This window comes from Mycobacterium paragordonae, from assembly GCF_003614435.1.
Taxonomy (GTDB): Bacteria; Actinomycetota; Actinomycetes; order Mycobacteriales; family Mycobacteriaceae; genus Mycobacterium; species Mycobacterium paragordonae.
Genome location: NZ_CP025546.1, coordinates 5,792,807 through 5,807,627, shown reverse-complemented (window position 1 = coordinate 5,807,627; position 14,821 = coordinate 5,792,807). Strand labels below are relative to the sequence as shown.

Sequence of the window (14,821 nt, the reverse complement as noted above, 5' to 3'; positions counted from 1 at the left end):
TTTCCGGAAACTCCAAGTCGAAAGTTCCCGGCGAAAGGCAAGCTGTGCTCACGTGCTCTCAAATTTCTCAATAAGCCATGAACTGTCGACCTTTTTCAACGTTACCCGAAGGCTGCTTGATGTCACTACTGGTTCGGGCTTTTCTTTGCTCGCCGTTTTTTGTTTTACGAATACCAGTACGACGGCCGAATTCGGATTCAGTTCGGCGACCGCGGCCTTGATCACCGTAGCTGTGGTGGTGACCTGCGCACGCTGGGTCGAAGGGCCGACGATCTGGTCGGCGAACTGCTGGTAATAACGCAGGTAATTCTCGGTGACCCTGGACTTGGCGTTGTCCATATCGCGCCCCAGCGTGGCGGGGGAGTAGGACAACAGCGCCACGGTGCCATCGCTGGCGGCCCTGATCACCTCGCGGCTGACCGCTCGGTCGGTGTCCAGGTCGGCCCGGTAGACGAAGTAGAAGTAGCCGGTGCCGAATCCGGTAGTGCCGACGACCAGAAGCGTAAGTACGATCGCCCGCCACCGTGACAGGCAACGATGCAGCCAGCGCTGCTCGGTGCGCGGATCCGTCACGGCACGAACTCGATCTTGGAGATCTTGAGCTGGCCGCCCTCTCGTTCGACGTCAACGACCAGTCGCCACGTCCGCACCTCCGGCTTTGCCTGGTCCGCCTTGGTGATCTCTGACTTTGCCGCTACCAGGACCACCGCCGAATCCTCGGTCATCGATTGCACACCGGCGGCTTGCACCGAGGCTTTGGCGATGACTTTGGATTGTTCCAGCGCCTTGACCATATCCTCGGCGCCCATCAATACCCCTGCTTTGAATTGGCCGGTGGTTTCGTCGGCGAAACGCTGCATGTCCTCTCTCGCCTTATTCGGGTCGATCGACATCATCAGCAGGACGGCCTGGCGGGCGGCGGTCGCGAATTCGGTGGAACGCTGGGTTTGCTGCACGACTTGGTGGTGGTGCCACACCAAATAGCCGCTGCCGGTCAACGCGGCACCGGACACCATCAGCGCGGCGGTGACGACAATGGCCTTTCGGCCCGGGCGATGCGGTCGGAACCGGAGGCGGCGCGCCGGCGGCGATTCCGCCTCGTCGGCCGTTTCGGCTTCGTCGGCCGTTTCCGCTTCATCGGCCGTTTCGGCTTCGTCGGCCGAGTCGGCGCCGCCCGTCCCATCGGACGAAGCCGCCTCCGCTTGCCGGCGCAGTTCGCGCGCACGGGCACGGGCGGCCTCGGCCCGGGCTTCCGCCTCGGCGAGGTGGTCCGACTCGAGATCATCCACGCCGGTCTCCGACGCGGACGCTTCAGTTGAGGTTTCGCGTGGCGGCACGAATCACCTCCTCACCCCGCGACTAAGAGAGTCACATTATCACCGACGCGCGTTGGCGCCCGTGTCGATCGGCTCGATGCCCGACTCTCAGCACCCTCTCCGAATGAGAGAATTTTCTTACCATCTGTCGCCAACATAATGAATTTTCTTTCCGACTGTGGCAAATTTAGTTGGTGCGATTCATTGTGCCAGCGATCGCCGCATTGCTCGGCTTGGGTGGGGTGGCGGCACCGCAGGCCGCTGCCGATCCGGCGACCTGCGATTACCCCGACTGCACACCCGGCATCGCCGGGCACCAGGTGCTGGGCGCGCCGTGCGACAACACCACCTATTGGGTGTTCGGCACCGCCGACTACTACGTGTCCTTCGCCACGGAGCCGGGCCGACTGATGTTCTGCGGCTCACCGAGAAGGTACGAGCCGCGGTGGTTCCGGTCGCCACCAATGGTCGGCGTCAAGATCGAAAACGCGTCTTGCGAGGAGTACCCGGAGTATTACGTCGCGCAGGCGCCGGATGGACTGTTCCTCGTCTGCAACTCACATGACGGTAAGAAGGTCTGGGAGCGCGGCGACACCTAAGTTCGCGGGCGGACGCTATGGCCGGTTGTTCGGGATCTCGGGCCAGTCCTGGAAGGGGCTGGGGCCGAAGTAATCACGGTTGTGGATCGTGCCGTCCATGTCCCGATGGTGCGCGTCGTGGCACGTGGTCGGGTCGAACTGCGGTCCCCAGGCTCCCGCGTTGAAGGGCTGACCCGGGCACCAGTGGTATCCCACCCACGGCCAGGGAACGTCGTCGTCAGCCAGGGCCGTGGCCGTGCCGGCCAGCCCGAAGCCGTTGGTGACCATGATCGCCACGGCGGCGAGGCGTCTGACGGCGAGGCGTCTGACGGCGAGGCGTCTGGCATTGTCCATATGAGAACGGTATCCGAGTGGCACGCTCGTGAAAATGGAACGGCGGGAATAAGTTCTGTCAATCTCCATCGAAGAGTCGACGGGTGATCCGCAGTAGCTGGGCGCGCAGCGCCTCGTCGTCGATGCCGGCCACCAGTGGATGCATGACCCCGACAGCGATGGCGCCGGAAAGCATCGCGGCCGAAACCCGGGCGTCCTCGGCCGTGTCATCGACGAGTACCCCGAAGAGTCGCTGAATGAAGTGCTGGAAAGGCTCGTGCTGGGCCAGCAGTCGTACGACGACCGGGTCGAATTGCAGGGTGCTTGCCGCGCCGCGCCGCTGCACGGCGACGTCGATGACCCGGCTGAGGAGAACGTCTCGGGCTTCGATCCGGTGGTCGTGTGCTTCCGCCGCCTCCAACGCTTCCTCGAGTCCGCCCAGTTCACGCTCGGTGAGCGCGATGACGATCTGCTCTTTGGTTCGAAATTGATGGTAGACAGCGGCTTTCGTCACCCCGATCGCATCGGCGATCATCTGTAGCGAGGTCCCGCCGACGCCGTGCTCACCGATCAGCTTCAGCGCGGCATCGAGGACGCGTGTCTGGGCGGCGCTGTGCGTGATGAACCGGAACTGGCTCCGGGGCGTCGCTTCGACCACACCACGCAGCGTAGCCGATCGGCTATTGACCCGGAATAGCCGATCGGCTAGCTTCGGTGTCTGGGCCGGCCTCAGTCGCACGATGATGTGCGTTGGAAGGATTCACTGATGACAGACATCAGCACGACTCAAGATTCCGGACCGCCGCGAGTTGGGTTGCGGCGTACCGATGGTGAGTTGATTCTGCTGTGGACGTTGCCCGTCACGGTGGTGATCTGGATCGCCGCCTTCTTCTTGTTCCCCGGCTTCAACCCGCCGATGTCGCCCACCATGTCGGCGGAGCAGGTTGCCGCGTTCTACCGTGATCCGGCGCACCTGCCCGAAATCCGTTACAGCATGATCATCTTCAATTGGTTCGGGGTGTGTCTGGTCCCGATCCTGACGCTGATCGTGATGCAGATCCGGCGGATGGCGCATCGCACGCCGATCTTCTCCTACGCGATGCTGGGCTGTGTGGCCGGTGCGCCGACGTTGTTTCTCGTCGCCAACGTCTGCTGGTTGCTGGCCGCTTTCCGGCCGGAGCGAAGTCCGGAACTGACGCAGTTGCTCAACGATCTCGCGTGGGTCACCTTCACCGTCCTCGTACCCTTCCTGATCGGCCAGAGCGTGATCCTTGCTCTGGCAATCTATTTCGACGATCAGCCGCGACCGATATTCGGCACCTGGGTGGCCGTCTTCAATCTGGTCGTTGCCGCAGGCCTGGTACCGGCCGCCTTCGCCGGTATCTCGTTGTCGGGCCCGCTGGCGTGGAACGGGGTGTTGTCGTTCTGGGTGAAGAACGTCGCCATCGGCGTCTGGATCGTGGTGATGGGCATCGTTCTGGCTCGGGCAGTGAACCGCGAAAGGGCTGAGACCCGCACGCGCACAGCAGAACTGGATAGCGTATGAGTGCCGTGTCCGGGCTGCGACGCAACCCGAAGGGCGAGCTGTGGCTGGCCTGGTGGACACTCGTCGTGTTCTACAACATCTTCTTCCCGGTGTTCTTCATCGTGGCGCAGGTGCAACCCCCGCCGCAGCCCACCTGGGACCTCGCGACCCAGGTCCACTGGTTCGACGAACGCCGCCTCGGGATACCGATCGGCTTCGGGATCATCTTCGTCATCGCCGGTATGACCGCGATCAACAATGCCCTGATCGCGTATTCGATGCGGCGCATGTCGGTCAGCCGAATCTTCGGATACTCGTATCTGATCATCTACTCGCTCAGTGCGATTCCCGGCCTGCTGTTGCTCTGCATCGCGCTGATCGTCGGGACACTGCGGCCTGACCGGGACCCCAGGGTGCTTGGCTGGCTCTACGACTTCGCCTTCCTCTCGTTCGACGGAACCATGGGGGTGTTCCTGATCGGCTCGCTGATCTGGATGGTCGCAATCCTCATCGACAAGAACCGGGTGTTTCCGAAGTGGTTCGGCTACCTCAACCTGTGCAATGCGCTCACCGAGGTGGTGGTAGCGCCCTGCTGGATCTTCGGACGCGGCGTGTTGGCCTGGAACGGCCAGATCGCCTGGTGGCTGGACATGGTCGTGTTCGGCGTCTACCAAGTCACGTTCATCGTCATGCTCTTTCAGCTGATCCGGCGGGAGGACTACGGCACCGGGCCACTGCCGGATCTGCCTTCGAAACGGGCGGTCACCGCATGACCGACGTCACCGAGAAGGCCGGGCGGACGCGCTTCGTACCGGGGCAGCCGGACATGTGGGCCTTCGTCCTGTTCGAAACGCTGGTCTTCACAGCCTATTTCGGGTTCTACCTCTTCTATCGCGCCCGAAGCCCCGAGCTGTTCCTACACTCTCAGGCGCACCTGGATCTGCGCATCGGTGTGCTCAACACCCTTGTCCTGCTGCTGAGTTCGTGGTCGGTGGCGCGGTGTGTTCAGTCTTCGCGGGTCGGCGCCCATCGTGCGGCGCTGCGCGATGTGGTCGTCACGGCCGCATTCGCCGGGGTCTTCCTGCTCTTCAAGGTCTTGGAATGGGCCCGCCTGGTGCGGATGGGAAACGGCTTGGACAGCAACGACTTCTTCACTTACTACTTCTTCCTCACCGGCATCCACTTCGTACACCTGTTGATCGGCTTCGTCGCCCTCGGCGTCATCGGGTACCGGCTCCGGGGTGCCAGGCGCGGCTCCGGCGAATCCCAGGTGCTCATCGAGACGTCTGCGACGTACTGGCACACCGTCGATTTCCTGTGGGTGCTTATCTTCGCGCTGCTGTACGTGGTGAGGTGAGCGGTGAAATTCAACAGCAGGCTGCTGGTTGTCTGGTTGGTGCTGGCCGCACTGACGGTGAGCTATCTGTGGATCGACCATTCGGCCGACGGATCGCTGCGATCCAACGTGGTGGTCACGTCCAGCGTTATCGTGATCGCACTCATCAAGGTGCGCATCATCTTTCGCGAGTTCATGGAGGTCAGGCAGGCACCGGCGCTGCTCTGCCGACTGACCGACGCCTGGGTGTTGCTGATCGCCGCAGGATTGTTCGGCAGCTACTTCGTCGGACTGGCCTTGCGCTGAGCGCTTATTGCGGTGTGAACGTGAGGTGCAGGTTGTTCAGTCCCCGCAGGATGTACGTCGGCTCATAGGTGTAGCGGCGGGCGTCTGCCGGGCCGTGCTCGGCCTCGTTGATCCCGATGTCGGCCATCCGGTCCAGGATGCGTTCGATGGATACCCGGCCCTCCACCCGGGCCAGCGGACCACCCGGGCAGGAGTGCACACCACGCGCGAAAGCCATGTGCTCCCTGACGTTCTTGCGGTCGAGTTGGAACTCGTGCGGATTGTCGAACCGGCGCGGGTCGCGGTTGGCCGCACCCGGTAACACCATCACCACGGTTCCGGCCGGGATGTCCACTCCGCCGACCTGGGTGGCGCGGCGGGCCAGCCGAGAGTCACTCTTGACCGGGCTCTCCATGCGCAGCGACTCTTCGATGAACCCGGGAATCAGGCTGCGGTCGTCACGTAGCTGCTGCTGGATGTCCGGCCGGTCGCCGATCACCTGTAACGCGGCACTGAGCAGCTTGGCCGTGGTCTCCTGGCCGGCAGCGAAAAGGAAGGTGGCCGAACGCACTACGTCGATGACCTCGGGCGTCGACCCGTCCGGGTACTTCGCGGTGGCCAGCGCGGTCAGCACGTCATCGCGTGGGTGCGCGCGCCGGTCCTCGATGTAGGAGGAGAATTTCTCGTCGAGGAACTCCAACGGGTTGACGCCTACCGACTCATGGTCGAGAGCTCCCACCCGGCCCGGACGGTCAGCGCCGAGGACGATCCGGAACTCCTTGTGGTCCTCCTCAGGAACACCGAGCAGGTCGGCAATCACCAACGTGGCGAACGGCTTTGAATACTCTCCGATGAACTCGCATTCGCCGTTGACCAGGAACTCGTCGAGTTGGCGGTCGGCGAGGCGCCACATGAACTCCTCGTTCTGCTTCAAGCGGCTGGGAGTCAGCAGCCGACTCAGGATCGACCGGGCGCGACTGTGGTCGGGCGGGTCCATGGTGACCATGTGCTCGTACATCGGGAAGCTCTCGCGGTGCGCGTCGATCTGGGCGTTGATGTCGTCGCCCTCGGGTGTGAACGGCAGTGGGGGGAAAGGTCCGCCCAGCGCAACGCAATTCGAGAAGGACTCGGTGTCCTTGTAGACGGCGGTGGCCTCTGCGTGGCCGGTGACGGCCACGACCCCGTGGTGGGGAAGCCGCAGCACCGGGTTGCAGCTACGCAGATAGTCGAAGTACGGGTACGGGTCGGGAACCAGTGACGGATCGGTGAAAAAGTCGATGGTGTCGTAGTCGCTCATGTCTTACGTGCCTCCTGGAGCCGGGCCTGTGTGGCGCCAATGCTGAGTTGGCGACGAGAACTGGCGCCGCCCGAATGAGATGCTCTGCTGAGCACTTGCTTAGCATGGCGGTAATGTCAGGGTCAAGGTCGCGCGGCCGGACCGGCCCGGTCCGGTGGCTACGATCGGCGTGACCGCCAGTGAGTGCGCACAGTACGGAGTAGAGCGATGACATCGGCCCGCAGGATCGGAGCGCCGGACGCGAAGAATCGCGGCCTGCTGCTCGACGCGGCCGAACAGCTGATGCTTGAAGAGGGCTACGCCGCAGTGACTTCGCGGCGGCTGGCCAGTGAGGCGGGACTGAAGCCGCAGCTGGTGCATTACTACTTCCGCACGATGGAGGAGCTGTTCCTGGCTGTTTTTCGGCGCCGGGCCGACGAGGGCCTGCAGGCGCAGAGTCGGCTGCTGCAGTCGCCGCAGCCTCTGTGGGCGCTGTGGAAGTTCGGTTCCGATCCGGGTTTCGCCCGAATCTCCATGGAATTCATGGCACTGGCGAATCACCGCAAGGAAATGCGGGCCGAAATCGCCTACTACGCCGAACGTTTCCGCGAAGAGCAAAGGACGGCCGTGGCGGCGGCGTTGCAGCGATATGCGGTCAACACCGACGACGTGCCGCCGATGGTGTGGACCGTTTTCATGACCAGCCTGTCGCGCTTCATGGTTCTCGAACAGGCGCTGGGAATGTCGGATGGCCACGCCGAAACGACGGCGTTCGTGGAGCGTCACCTGCGCCGTCTGGAAGGCGAACCGAGGACGGACATGTTCACCGGCGCGGCGGCTCACCAGGTCCGCAGCGAACAGAGCACGCCCTTGTCTCCGTCCTTAGACACGACCACATTCCCGTCGACCGACACCGTGCAGTGAAACCCGGGCGTGCCGGGTTGCCGTCCAGTGCTGACGCTGACCATCGCCCACGCGTCGGGGTTGATGAGCATCACCTGCTGGATCCATGGCCTGCCGGGGGCGATGTCGGCCTGGATGTTCGGCGTGAACGTGTATGGGTTGTGGCTGTAGTCGGAGAACTTCGTCGGGTCCTGATCCTGGTAGTAGATGTCGGCGTAGATCGGGTTCTTGGCCGAGATGGTGTAGACCACCTGGTGCATGGGCGGGTCGTCATCGGCTGTCGCCGGAGCGGGGCTCAGCAGCCCGGCAAGCAACGTCGATACGGCCAGGCCCACGAACTTCGTTGCGGTGGTTGTCATATCGCTCCTCCGGCTGCCGGGCGCGGATTGGCTGTGCGGTTCATGACCCGCTCTGCGGCTTGCCAGTGCGCGTCTGCCACCCATAGCCGTGCAAATGATGCTATCGCCTCATCAGCGGAAACTCCGCTGATTACTCGCTTTATCTCGGCGGCGGGACGGCGGGTCAACGAGGCGGCGACCGCGCGCCATCCCTTGTCGGGTGTGTCGAAGGATGCCCGCGGCAGCACCACGTCCACCAGGCCGATGCGTTCGGCTTCAGCGGCGTCGAGCGCAGTTCCGCTGCCCGCCAGCAAGAGTGCTCGACTCCTGCCGACCAACGCGGCCAGGCGCTCGGCGCCGCCCCACGCCGGCATGATCTCCAACTGCACCTGATTGAACGCGATTTTGATGTCGTCGGCGGCAACCCGGATGTCCGCGGCCACAGCGACTTCGGCACCACCGCCGAAGGCGTGACCGTTGAGCGCGGCGATCACCGGAGCCGGGAACGCCGCGATCTGATCGCACACCGCCCGCATCCGCTTCGCCATCGCCGCGGCGTCCTCTTCGGTGCGCAGCGCGCTGAGTTCCTTGAGATCGCCGCCGGATACGAACGCCCGGTCGCCGGCGCCCCTGATCACCAGAGCACGGGCGCCGGCGGCGGCATGCAGTGCCTGCTCGAGTTGCCCCATGGTTTCCAGCGCGATGGCGTTGCGCGCATGGGGCCGATCGATGGTGAGGACGGCGACCCCGGTGCCGAGCTCGTCGAACTCCAGCTCGACCATGGGTGATCACTCCTCAGGGCGCGAGAACGGCGATATTGGCATTCTCGTTCCCGGAGAATAGCATCATCAGCGCAGGTCCCGAAGTTGACGAAGTTGCCCATGGGGGTGCCAGGTGCAGAACCGAATCGCGGCGGTCGCAGCGGCGGTATTCGCGGCGGCCGCCCTCGCCGGCTGCAGCGCGCCGTCTCAGGGTCAGCTCGCCAGTACGGCGACGGTGAACATCAACGGCACCGAGGTGCGGCCCGATCTGGTCCGGTGCTATCAGCAGGAGTGGTACCGGACGATCGCGCTGGGCAACGACGAGTCGGGCGCGACGGCGATCCTGGATCAGCGCCAACATCCGGCGACCACCATCTCCGTGCGGTTTCACAATTTGGGCGGCTTCACGGGCACCACCACGGCGGCACCGGGCGGCGGCGGGGCGGCCACCACCCGTTTCGACGGCAGTAACTTCGTCATCAGCGGCACCGCGAACGGCGCCGTCACCGCGAAGCCCACCGAAGCCGCGACAGTGGATTTCAAGATCAGCGCGAAGTGCTGACGTTCCCCGCGACCTGGCGGCACGCCCCTTCGCGAGCAAACGCAAAGCCCCTGATTGCGGGGCGAAACAGGGGCTTTTGCGTACCCCCGCAAGCGGGTGGGGGTACCGCCCACTTGCCGGGGCGTGCCCCCAGCTCGGCCGCACCGTCGTTGCGCGCATCCGGCTGAGAGAATAGTATTCTCAGAAATCGCGAAGGAGGATTTCATGGGGCAGCTGTCGCATCGGGAAGACGTCCCGTTCCCGCTTTTTGACGCGGATAACCACCTGTACGAGCCGCCGGAAGCGCTGACGAAGTTTCTGCCCAAGCAGTACAAGGACTACGTCCAGTACGTGCAGATCAACGGGCGCACCAAGATCGCGCTGCGCGGCGTGATCAGCAACTACATTCCCAACCCGACGTTCGAGGTCGTCGCGCGGCCGGGTGCCTGGGAGGAGTACTTCAAGTACGGCAACCCGGACGGCAAGACCAAGCGCGAGCTGTTCGGAGAACCCATGCGCGCGATCCCGGCGTTCTTCGAGCCCGGACCGCGCTTGGAGAAGATGGACGAGCTGGGCCTGGACCGTACGCTGATGTTCCCGACGCTGGCCAGCCTGATCGAGGAGCGCCTGCGCGACGACCCGGTCGCCATCCACGTGCTGATCCATGCGCTGAATGAGTGGCTCGACGAGGTCTGGGGCTTCAACTACCAGAACCGCATCTTCACCACCCCGGTCATCACCCTGCCGATCGTGGAGAAGGCGATCGAGGAGCTGGAGTGGGTGGTCAAGCGCGGTGCCCGCTGCATCCTGATCCGGCCGGCCCCGGTCCCCGGCTTCCGCGGCCCGCGGTCGTTCGCGCTGCCCGAGTTCGACCCGTTCTGGGAGCGGGTCGTCGAGCACGACCTGCTGGTCGGCATGCACTCCAGCGACAGCGGCTACTCCCGCTACACCTCCGAGTGGGACGGCGCCGACCAGGAGATGCTGCCATTCCAGACCAATGCGATGGGCATTCTCAACGAGTGGCGGCCGATCCAGGACGCGGTGGGCTCGTGGGTGATTCACGGCGCGCTGTACCGCCATCCCAAGCTGAAGGTCGCGATCGTCGAGGCCGGGTCGAAGTGGATGACCCCACTGCTGGACGGCCTGGCCGAGGTGTTCCGGAAGGCCCCGGAAGCCTTCCCAAGCGACCCCGTCGAGACGGTCAAGAACCGGATCTACGTCAGCCCCTTCTTCGAGGAGGGCATCGACGATCTGATCAAGCTCGTCGGTGTGGACCAGGTGCTGTACGGATCGGACTGGCCGCACCCGGAGGGACTGGCAGAGCCGACCTACTACATCAACGCGCTGTCCCACCTGCCCGTTGAGTCGCAGGCGAAGATCATGGGCGGAAACCTCGGTCGGCTCGTCACGGTGTGACCAGCCACCTGACCGATCAGAGGTGGCAGACCATCCCCGAGATGGTCTTGAGCGCGGCGGACCGATTCGGCGACGCCGAAGCGGTCGTGGACGGTCCGCTGCGCTACTCCTTCGCTGAGCTGGTTGAGCGAATTCGCTGCGCCGCAGGTGCTTTCGCCGATCTCGGGGTCGACAAGGGCGACCGAGTGGCGATCTGGGCGCCCAACTCCGCGGAGTGGATCGTCGCGGCGTTCGGCTTACTCACCGCCGGCGGCGTGCTGGTGCCGGTCAACACCCGGTTCAAAGCCGATGAGGCCGGCGACATCATCATCCGCAGCGGGGCCCGGGCCGTGCTGGTTCAGCAGGGGTTCCTGGGGCAGGAATACGGCGCTCCGGCGGACATCCCCGTAATCGACCTGAAATCTGACTTCCTTTCCAGTGGTGCGCCTTTCGAGCGTTCGATCAGCGGCAGTGACATCTCGGACATCATTTTCACCTCGGGTACGACCGGCCGTCCGAAGGGCGCGATGATGAATCATCGCCAAACGCTGCGGATGTACGAAGAATGGGCAACGCTGGCGGACCTGCGTGAGGGCGACCGCTATCTGCAGATCAATCCCTACTTTCACACCTTCGGACTGAAGGCCGGACTCGTCACGTCTTTCCTGCGGGGCGCGACCATGTTGCCGGTCGCGGTGTTCGACGTCGACTCGGTGGTGGATCTCATTGAGCGCGAGCGGGTCACGATGCTGCCTGGCCCGCCGACGCTGTATCACTCGTTGCTGACGGTGGCCGACAAGACACGGCTGTCGACGTTGCGCGCAGGGGTCACCGGAGCCGCGGACATTCCCGTCGAACTGGTCCGTCGCATCCATGGTGAGCTGCCGTTCCAGACGTTGATGACCGGTTACGGGCTCACCGAGGCCGGGAACGTGACGCTGTCACGGCCTGGTGATTCCTTTGAGGCTGTGGCTACGACGGCAGGGCTGCCCTGCGCGGGCGTCGAGGTGCGGGTCGGTGCTGACGGTGAAGTGCTCGTGCGCGGTTACGGCGTCATGCAGGGCTACCTGGACGACCCCGTTGCCACCGCGGACGCGATCGATGCCGATGGCTGGCTACACACCGGAGACCTGGGGAATTTCGACGACACGGGGCGGTTGCGCATCGTCGGCCGCAAGAAGGACATGTTCATCGTCGGCGGATTCAACGCCTACCCGGCCGAGATCGAAGGGTTTCTGATCGGCCACCCTGCGGTAGCTCAGGCCGCCGTGATCGGTGTTCCCGACGAGCGGCTCGGCCAGGTCGGCAAGGCGTTCGTGGTGCGGAAAAGTCCGGTCGAGGCAACGGAACTGATCGACTGGTGCCGGGAACGCATGGCGGGATTCAAGGTGCCACGGACGGTGGAGTTCCTCGAGGCGCTACCGCTCAACGCGACCGGAAAAGTGGTCAAGGACCTGCTGCGGTAGGACGCGGAGCCAATCCGAATGCTCGCGTATGTTAAGTTTGAGAACGCTATTTCCACTGCTTGTGGGGCTTTCAGCGGCCGATATTGGTGCACAACCGGTAGCCTGTGCGGTGGAGGGTGATAATCTGCCTCTCCGCGGGCTACCGACGGAGGTGGTCGTAGGCCGCCCGATTGCTCGCCGCCTTCGCGGGTGCCGAGTAGGGTTTGGCCAACGGCGGCGCCGGTCGCGTTCCAGCGGCCACGAGCTGATTTGTCACCAAGGGGCAAGCGGTAGAGGAGTTCAGATTGAGCGACGAGCAGGTCTGGTGAAAAAGGGCGACCCACCCCCCACTGCCGCGGAGATCTTGTCACTCGCCGACGAGGCCGAGGCTGAGGCCGCCGAAGCCGAAGCTCTTGCCGCCGCCGCCCGCGCCCGCGCCCGGGCCATAAAGTTGCGTCGCGAGGCTGAACTCGCCGAGACCAAAAAGCCTGTCGAAGAAGACATCAGCGATGCCGATGACGCTCAGGATGACGAGGACGAAGACGAGTCGGCGGATTCCGTCGTCGTAGAGCAGGCTTCGGAGGCGGAGCCGGAGCCGGAGCCTACCGAATCCGCGGACGATTCAGAGGACGCCGACGATGAGTCAGAGGACGCCGACGACGAGTCGGCCGAGGACGATTCGTCGGAGACCCTGGTATCCGACAAAGCTTCCGAGTCGGCTTCCGAGTCGGCTTCTGAGTCGGGCCGACGGTGGCCCGGCCGGCCGAAACTCTCGGCGGTCGCCGCGGTGCTGGCTGTCCTCATATCGCTTGTCGCCGTGGGTGCCGCCGTGGAGATGGCCGTGCTGCACAAGCACGCGGTGCGGGAGCGTCAGCAGGCCGCGGAGTACGCAGCAGCAGCCCGGCAAGGTGTCGTGACCTTGACGTCACTGGACTTCGAGCACGCGAAAGAAGGAGTGCAGCGAATCGTCGAAGTCTCTACCGGAACGTTCAAGGACGACTTCCTGAAGATGGCCGACGATTTCACCAACGTTGTCGAGCAGTCGAAGGTGGTGTCGCAGGGCTCCGTTCAGGCCGCCGCCGTGGACCTGGATTCGATGACCGACAACTCAGCGGTGGTGCTGGTCGCCAGCACGTCGGAAGTCACCAATGCGGCTGGTGCCAAACAGGATCCACGCAAGTACCGGCTGATCGTGACAATGACCCGAGAGGGTGGACAGCTCAAGATGTCGAAAGTCGAGTTCGTCCCGTGAGCCCCAAGAAGTCGACGACGGTTGAGGCGACCGAAGAGCCCGATGTCATTGAGAAGTCCGACGAGCCGCGGGCCGGGCGATTCAGGGGCTTGACCGAACGGGTCAGGAAGCGGTCGTCTGGGAAGCGCAAGTGGTCGGGCAAGCTCGGTGCCGCCGTGTTGACCTTGGTTGTCGTGACCTCGCTTTCGGTTCTGGGCGGGCTGTACTGGTTTTCCTACCGGCCGGACCGCGCGGTGGATGCCGCGGCTGCCAAGTCGGCCATCGCCGCCGCCAGCGACGGAACGATCGCCATCCTCTCGTATTCACCAGACACTCTCGACCGCGACTTCTCCACCGCGCGCTCTCATCTCACGGGTGACTTCCTGTCGTACTACGACCAATTCACCCAGCAGATCGTCGCTCCTGCTGCCAAGCAGAAGGCGGTTAAAACGACCGCCGTGGTGTTGCGCGGCGCGCTCACGGAATTCCATCCTGACTCGGCCACCGTGCTGCTGTTCATCAATCAGAGCACGCAGAGCCGTGACCGACCGGAGCCGTCGACGACGTCGAGCAGCGTGCTGGTGACGCTGACGAAAGCCGATGGGAAGTGGCTCATTTCGCAGTTCAATCCGGCATAAGGAGTGCGATGACCGACGGCGATATTCACTCCATGGTGATCGCGTCGGACTACCGCATCCCGGATCCGACCCGGGTGTGGCCCCTGCTCGAGCGAAACAAAGCCGCCCTCGCGGACATCGGCGCACACCACGTCCTGGTCTATGTCTCGACGCACGACTACGGCCGCGTCCTGGTCATGATCGGCGTGCACAGTCGCGAACCGATCGTGGAGCTGTTGCGGTCCCGGGTGTTCTTCGACTGGTTCGACGAGGCCGGGGTGGAGGACATACCGGCGGTGTTCGCCGGCGAGATCGTCGAACGATTCATCACCACCCCGCCAGCCGCCCCTAAAGCTCCGGGCGTGGTGCTGGCCGCATTCGCATCGGTCGACGATGTGTCCACCCTGACCGCGCGGGTCGGGCATGCGATGGACCGATTCACCGCCGCCGGAGTCCGAAAGACCTGGGTGTTTCAGGCTTTTGACGACTCCCACGAAGTGTTGATCCTGCAGGAGTTTCCCGACGAGGAAAGCGCTCGGCAGTGGATCGACCACCCAGACTCCACCGCCCAATGGATGGGCGGCGGTGCGGGAGTGGGCGCCTACCCGCCGCTGTTCGTCGGTCGCTATTTCGACATGATGCGCATCGAAGCGGAGTGATCGGGTCACTCGATGTTCGTGTGCCTGTGTAACGGCATCACCAGCCAGATGGTGGCCGATGCCGTCGCGGCCGGAGCGGCGACAACGAATCAGGTCGCCGCCGCCTGCGGGGCGGGTACCGATTGCGGGCGTTGCCGGCGCACCGTCCGCGCCATCATCGCCTCGGGGAGCGCGGAACGTCCCGGCGCCGAAGGCGTAGCACCGCCCTGTCCCCGCGGGCTGGGTTCCTGATCCCCTGACCGGCGCTTACAAAAAATTTAGGAATTCTGCTTACGCCGGATA

The 14,821-nt window shown here is 64.1% G+C and carries 20 protein-coding genes; 13 read left to right on the top strand and 7 right to left on the bottom strand.

Annotated elements, in window-relative coordinates:
• Nucleotides 1-48: 48 nt before the first annotated feature.
• Both C0J29_RS25850 and C0J29_RS25845 read right to left on the bottom strand, forming a co-directional pair.
• A complete protein-coding gene (locus tag C0J29_RS25850) occupies nucleotides 49-573 on the bottom strand; it encodes a twin-arginine translocation pathway signal (RefSeq protein ID WP_120793975.1) in 525 nt (174 codons plus the stop codon).
• Nucleotides 570-1,289, bottom strand: coding sequence for a hypothetical protein (locus C0J29_RS25845; protein WP_120793974.1), 720 nt, complete (start codon nucleotides 1,287-1,289; stop codon nucleotides 570-572). Before C0J29_RS25845 ends, C0J29_RS25850 begins: the two co-directional genes overlap by 4 nt.
• Before the next feature lie 221 nt (nucleotides 1,290-1,510).
• On the opposite strand from C0J29_RS25845, the gene C0J29_RS25840 reads away from it, so the two are divergent.
• Nucleotides 1,511-1,915, top strand: a complete 405-nt coding sequence (locus C0J29_RS25840; RefSeq protein ID WP_172834848.1) for a hypothetical protein — start codon at nucleotides 1,511-1,513, stop codon at nucleotides 1,913-1,915.
• 15 nt (nucleotides 1,916-1,930) lie between these two features.
• On the opposite strand, the gene C0J29_RS25835 is transcribed toward C0J29_RS25840, so the two are convergent.
• Together C0J29_RS25835 and C0J29_RS25830 are read right to left on the bottom strand one after the other, a co-directional pair.
• Nucleotides 1,931-2,248: an Mtp family mycobacterial-type pilin gene (locus C0J29_RS25835; RefSeq protein ID WP_371872464.1), complete on the bottom strand. Its 318-nt coding sequence runs from the start codon at nucleotides 2,246-2,248 to the stop codon at nucleotides 1,931-1,933.
• Between the two features lie 58 nt (nucleotides 2,249-2,306).
• Complete coding sequence (locus C0J29_RS25830; RefSeq protein ID WP_065045189.1) at nucleotides 2,307-2,885, bottom strand: TetR/AcrR family transcriptional regulator; 579 nt, start codon at nucleotides 2,883-2,885, stop codon at nucleotides 2,307-2,309.
• Nucleotides 2,886-2,993: 108 nt separating this feature from the next.
• On the opposite strand from C0J29_RS25830, the gene C0J29_RS25825 reads away from it, so the two are divergent.
• Genes C0J29_RS25825 through C0J29_RS25810 form a run of 4 tightly spaced genes read left to right on the top strand, consistent with a single transcriptional unit; the run spans nucleotide 2,994 to nucleotide 5,394 of the window.
• Nucleotides 2,994-3,773 carry a hypothetical protein gene (locus C0J29_RS25825; RefSeq protein WP_120794973.1) on the top strand — a complete coding sequence of 260 codons (780 nt, stop codon included), beginning with the start codon at nucleotides 2,994-2,996 and terminating at the stop codon, nucleotides 3,771-3,773.
• A complete protein-coding gene (locus C0J29_RS25820) occupies nucleotides 3,770-4,525 on the top strand; it encodes a hypothetical protein (RefSeq protein ID WP_065045187.1) in 756 nt (251 codons plus the stop codon). The genes C0J29_RS25825 and C0J29_RS25820 overlap by 4 nt, the downstream gene beginning before the upstream one ends.
• Nucleotides 4,522-5,109, top strand: a complete 588-nt coding sequence (locus tag C0J29_RS25815) for a cytochrome c oxidase subunit 3 (RefSeq protein ID WP_120793973.1) — start codon at nucleotides 4,522-4,524, stop codon at nucleotides 5,107-5,109. The genes C0J29_RS25820 and C0J29_RS25815 overlap by 4 nt, the downstream gene beginning before the upstream one ends.
• Before the next feature lie 3 nt (nucleotides 5,110-5,112).
• The gene (locus C0J29_RS25810; RefSeq protein ID WP_065165455.1) at nucleotides 5,113-5,394 is read left to right on the top strand and encodes a cytochrome C oxidase subunit IV family protein; all 282 of its coding nucleotides are present in this window, start codon (nucleotides 5,113-5,115) and stop codon (nucleotides 5,392-5,394) included.
• 4 nt (nucleotides 5,395-5,398) lie between these two features.
• Here the strand turns inward: C0J29_RS25810 and C0J29_RS25805 are convergent, their stop codons facing one another.
• Nucleotides 5,399-6,670, bottom strand: a complete 1,272-nt coding sequence (locus tag C0J29_RS25805) for a cytochrome P450 (protein ID WP_120793972.1) — start codon at nucleotides 6,668-6,670, stop codon at nucleotides 5,399-5,401.
• A 207-nt stretch (nucleotides 6,671-6,877) separates the two neighbouring features.
• Here C0J29_RS25805 and C0J29_RS25800 point away from each other — a divergent pair, with 207 nt between their 5' ends.
• Entirely contained in the window at nucleotides 6,878-7,573 is a 696-nt protein-coding gene (locus tag C0J29_RS25800) for a TetR/AcrR family transcriptional regulator (protein WP_120793971.1), read from the top strand.
• Here the strand turns inward: C0J29_RS25800 and C0J29_RS25795 are convergent.
• On the bottom strand, nucleotides 7,489-7,911 hold the full coding sequence (locus tag C0J29_RS25795; protein ID WP_120793970.1) for a hypothetical protein: 423 nt from the start codon (nucleotides 7,909-7,911) through the stop codon (nucleotides 7,489-7,491). The two genes, C0J29_RS25800 and C0J29_RS25795, sit on opposite strands and share 85 nt — an antisense overlap.
• Nucleotides 7,908-8,672 carry an enoyl-CoA hydratase/isomerase family protein gene (locus C0J29_RS25790; RefSeq protein ID WP_120793969.1) on the bottom strand — a complete coding sequence of 255 codons (765 nt, stop codon included), beginning with the start codon at nucleotides 8,670-8,672 and terminating at the stop codon, nucleotides 7,908-7,910. The genes C0J29_RS25795 and C0J29_RS25790 overlap by 4 nt, the downstream gene beginning before the upstream one ends.
• 112 nt (nucleotides 8,673-8,784) lie before the next feature.
• Between C0J29_RS25790 and C0J29_RS25785 the strand changes: the two genes are divergently transcribed.
• The 7 genes from C0J29_RS25785 (at nucleotide 8,785) to C0J29_RS25755 (ending at nucleotide 14,770) form a co-directional block, all read left to right on the top strand.
• Complete coding sequence (locus tag C0J29_RS25785; RefSeq protein WP_120793968.1) at nucleotides 8,785-9,213, top strand: lipoprotein LpqH; 429 nt, start codon at nucleotides 8,785-8,787, stop codon at nucleotides 9,211-9,213.
• Between the two features lie 204 nt (nucleotides 9,214-9,417).
• Nucleotides 9,418-10,608: an amidohydrolase family protein gene (locus tag C0J29_RS25780; protein WP_065045179.1), complete on the top strand. Its 1,191-nt coding sequence runs from the start codon at nucleotides 9,418-9,420 to the stop codon at nucleotides 10,606-10,608.
• 8 nt (nucleotides 10,609-10,616) lie between these two features.
• A complete protein-coding gene (locus C0J29_RS25775; RefSeq protein ID WP_120794972.1) occupies nucleotides 10,617-12,053 on the top strand; it encodes a FadD3 family acyl-CoA ligase in 1,437 nt (478 codons plus the stop codon).
• A 304-nt stretch (nucleotides 12,054-12,357) separates the two neighbouring features.
• A complete protein-coding gene (locus C0J29_RS25770; RefSeq protein WP_120793967.1) occupies nucleotides 12,358-13,284 on the top strand; it encodes a hypothetical protein in 927 nt (308 codons plus the stop codon).
• A gap of 89 nt (nucleotides 13,285-13,373) precedes the next feature.
• Complete coding sequence (locus C0J29_RS25765; protein WP_231513335.1) at nucleotides 13,374-13,901, top strand: twin-arginine translocation pathway signal; 528 nt, start codon at nucleotides 13,374-13,376, stop codon at nucleotides 13,899-13,901.
• 8 nt (nucleotides 13,902-13,909) lie between these two features.
• Entirely contained in the window at nucleotides 13,910-14,539 is a 630-nt protein-coding gene (locus C0J29_RS25760) for a fatty-acid--CoA ligase (protein ID WP_065045176.1), read from the top strand.
• 12 nt (nucleotides 14,540-14,551) lie between these two features.
• A complete protein-coding gene (locus tag C0J29_RS25755) occupies nucleotides 14,552-14,770 on the top strand; it encodes a (2Fe-2S)-binding protein (protein WP_120793965.1) in 219 nt (72 codons plus the stop codon).
• The last annotated feature ends 51 nt before the right edge of the window (nucleotides 14,771-14,821 follow it).

Bases quoted from the DNA above. Each gene is read 5' to 3' on its own strand.
- C0J29_RS25835 (WP_371872464.1), bottom strand. From the start codon at position 2,248: ATGGACAATGCCAGACGCCTCGCCGTCAGACGCCTCGCCGTCAGACGC.
- C0J29_RS25825 (WP_120794973.1), top strand. From the start codon at position 2,994: ATGACAGACATCAGCACGACTCAAGATTCCGGACCGCCGCGAGTTGGG.
- C0J29_RS25820 (WP_065045187.1), top strand. From the start codon at position 3,770: ATGAGTGCCGTGTCCGGGCTGCGACGCAACCCGAAGGGCGAGCTGTGG.
- C0J29_RS25815 (WP_120793973.1), top strand. From the start codon at position 4,522: ATGACCGACGTCACCGAGAAGGCCGGGCGGACGCGCTTCGTACCGGGG.
- C0J29_RS25805 (WP_120793972.1), bottom strand. From the start codon at position 6,670: ATGAGCGACTACGACACCATCGACTTTTTCACCGATCCGTCACTGGTT.
- C0J29_RS25800 (WP_120793971.1), top strand. From the start codon at position 6,878: ATGACATCGGCCCGCAGGATCGGAGCGCCGGACGCGAAGAATCGCGGC.
- C0J29_RS25795 (WP_120793970.1), bottom strand. From the start codon at position 7,911: ATGACAACCACCGCAACGAAGTTCGTGGGCCTGGCCGTATCGACGTTG.
- C0J29_RS25790 (WP_120793969.1), bottom strand. From the start codon at position 8,672: ATGGTCGAGCTGGAGTTCGACGAGCTCGGCACCGGGGTCGCCGTCCTC.
- C0J29_RS25780 (WP_065045179.1), top strand. From the start codon at position 9,418: ATGGGGCAGCTGTCGCATCGGGAAGACGTCCCGTTCCCGCTTTTTGAC.
- C0J29_RS25760 (WP_065045176.1), top strand. From the start codon at position 13,910: ATGACCGACGGCGATATTCACTCCATGGTGATCGCGTCGGACTACCGC.
- C0J29_RS25755 (WP_120793965.1), top strand. From the start codon at position 14,552: ATGTTCGTGTGCCTGTGTAACGGCATCACCAGCCAGATGGTGGCCGAT.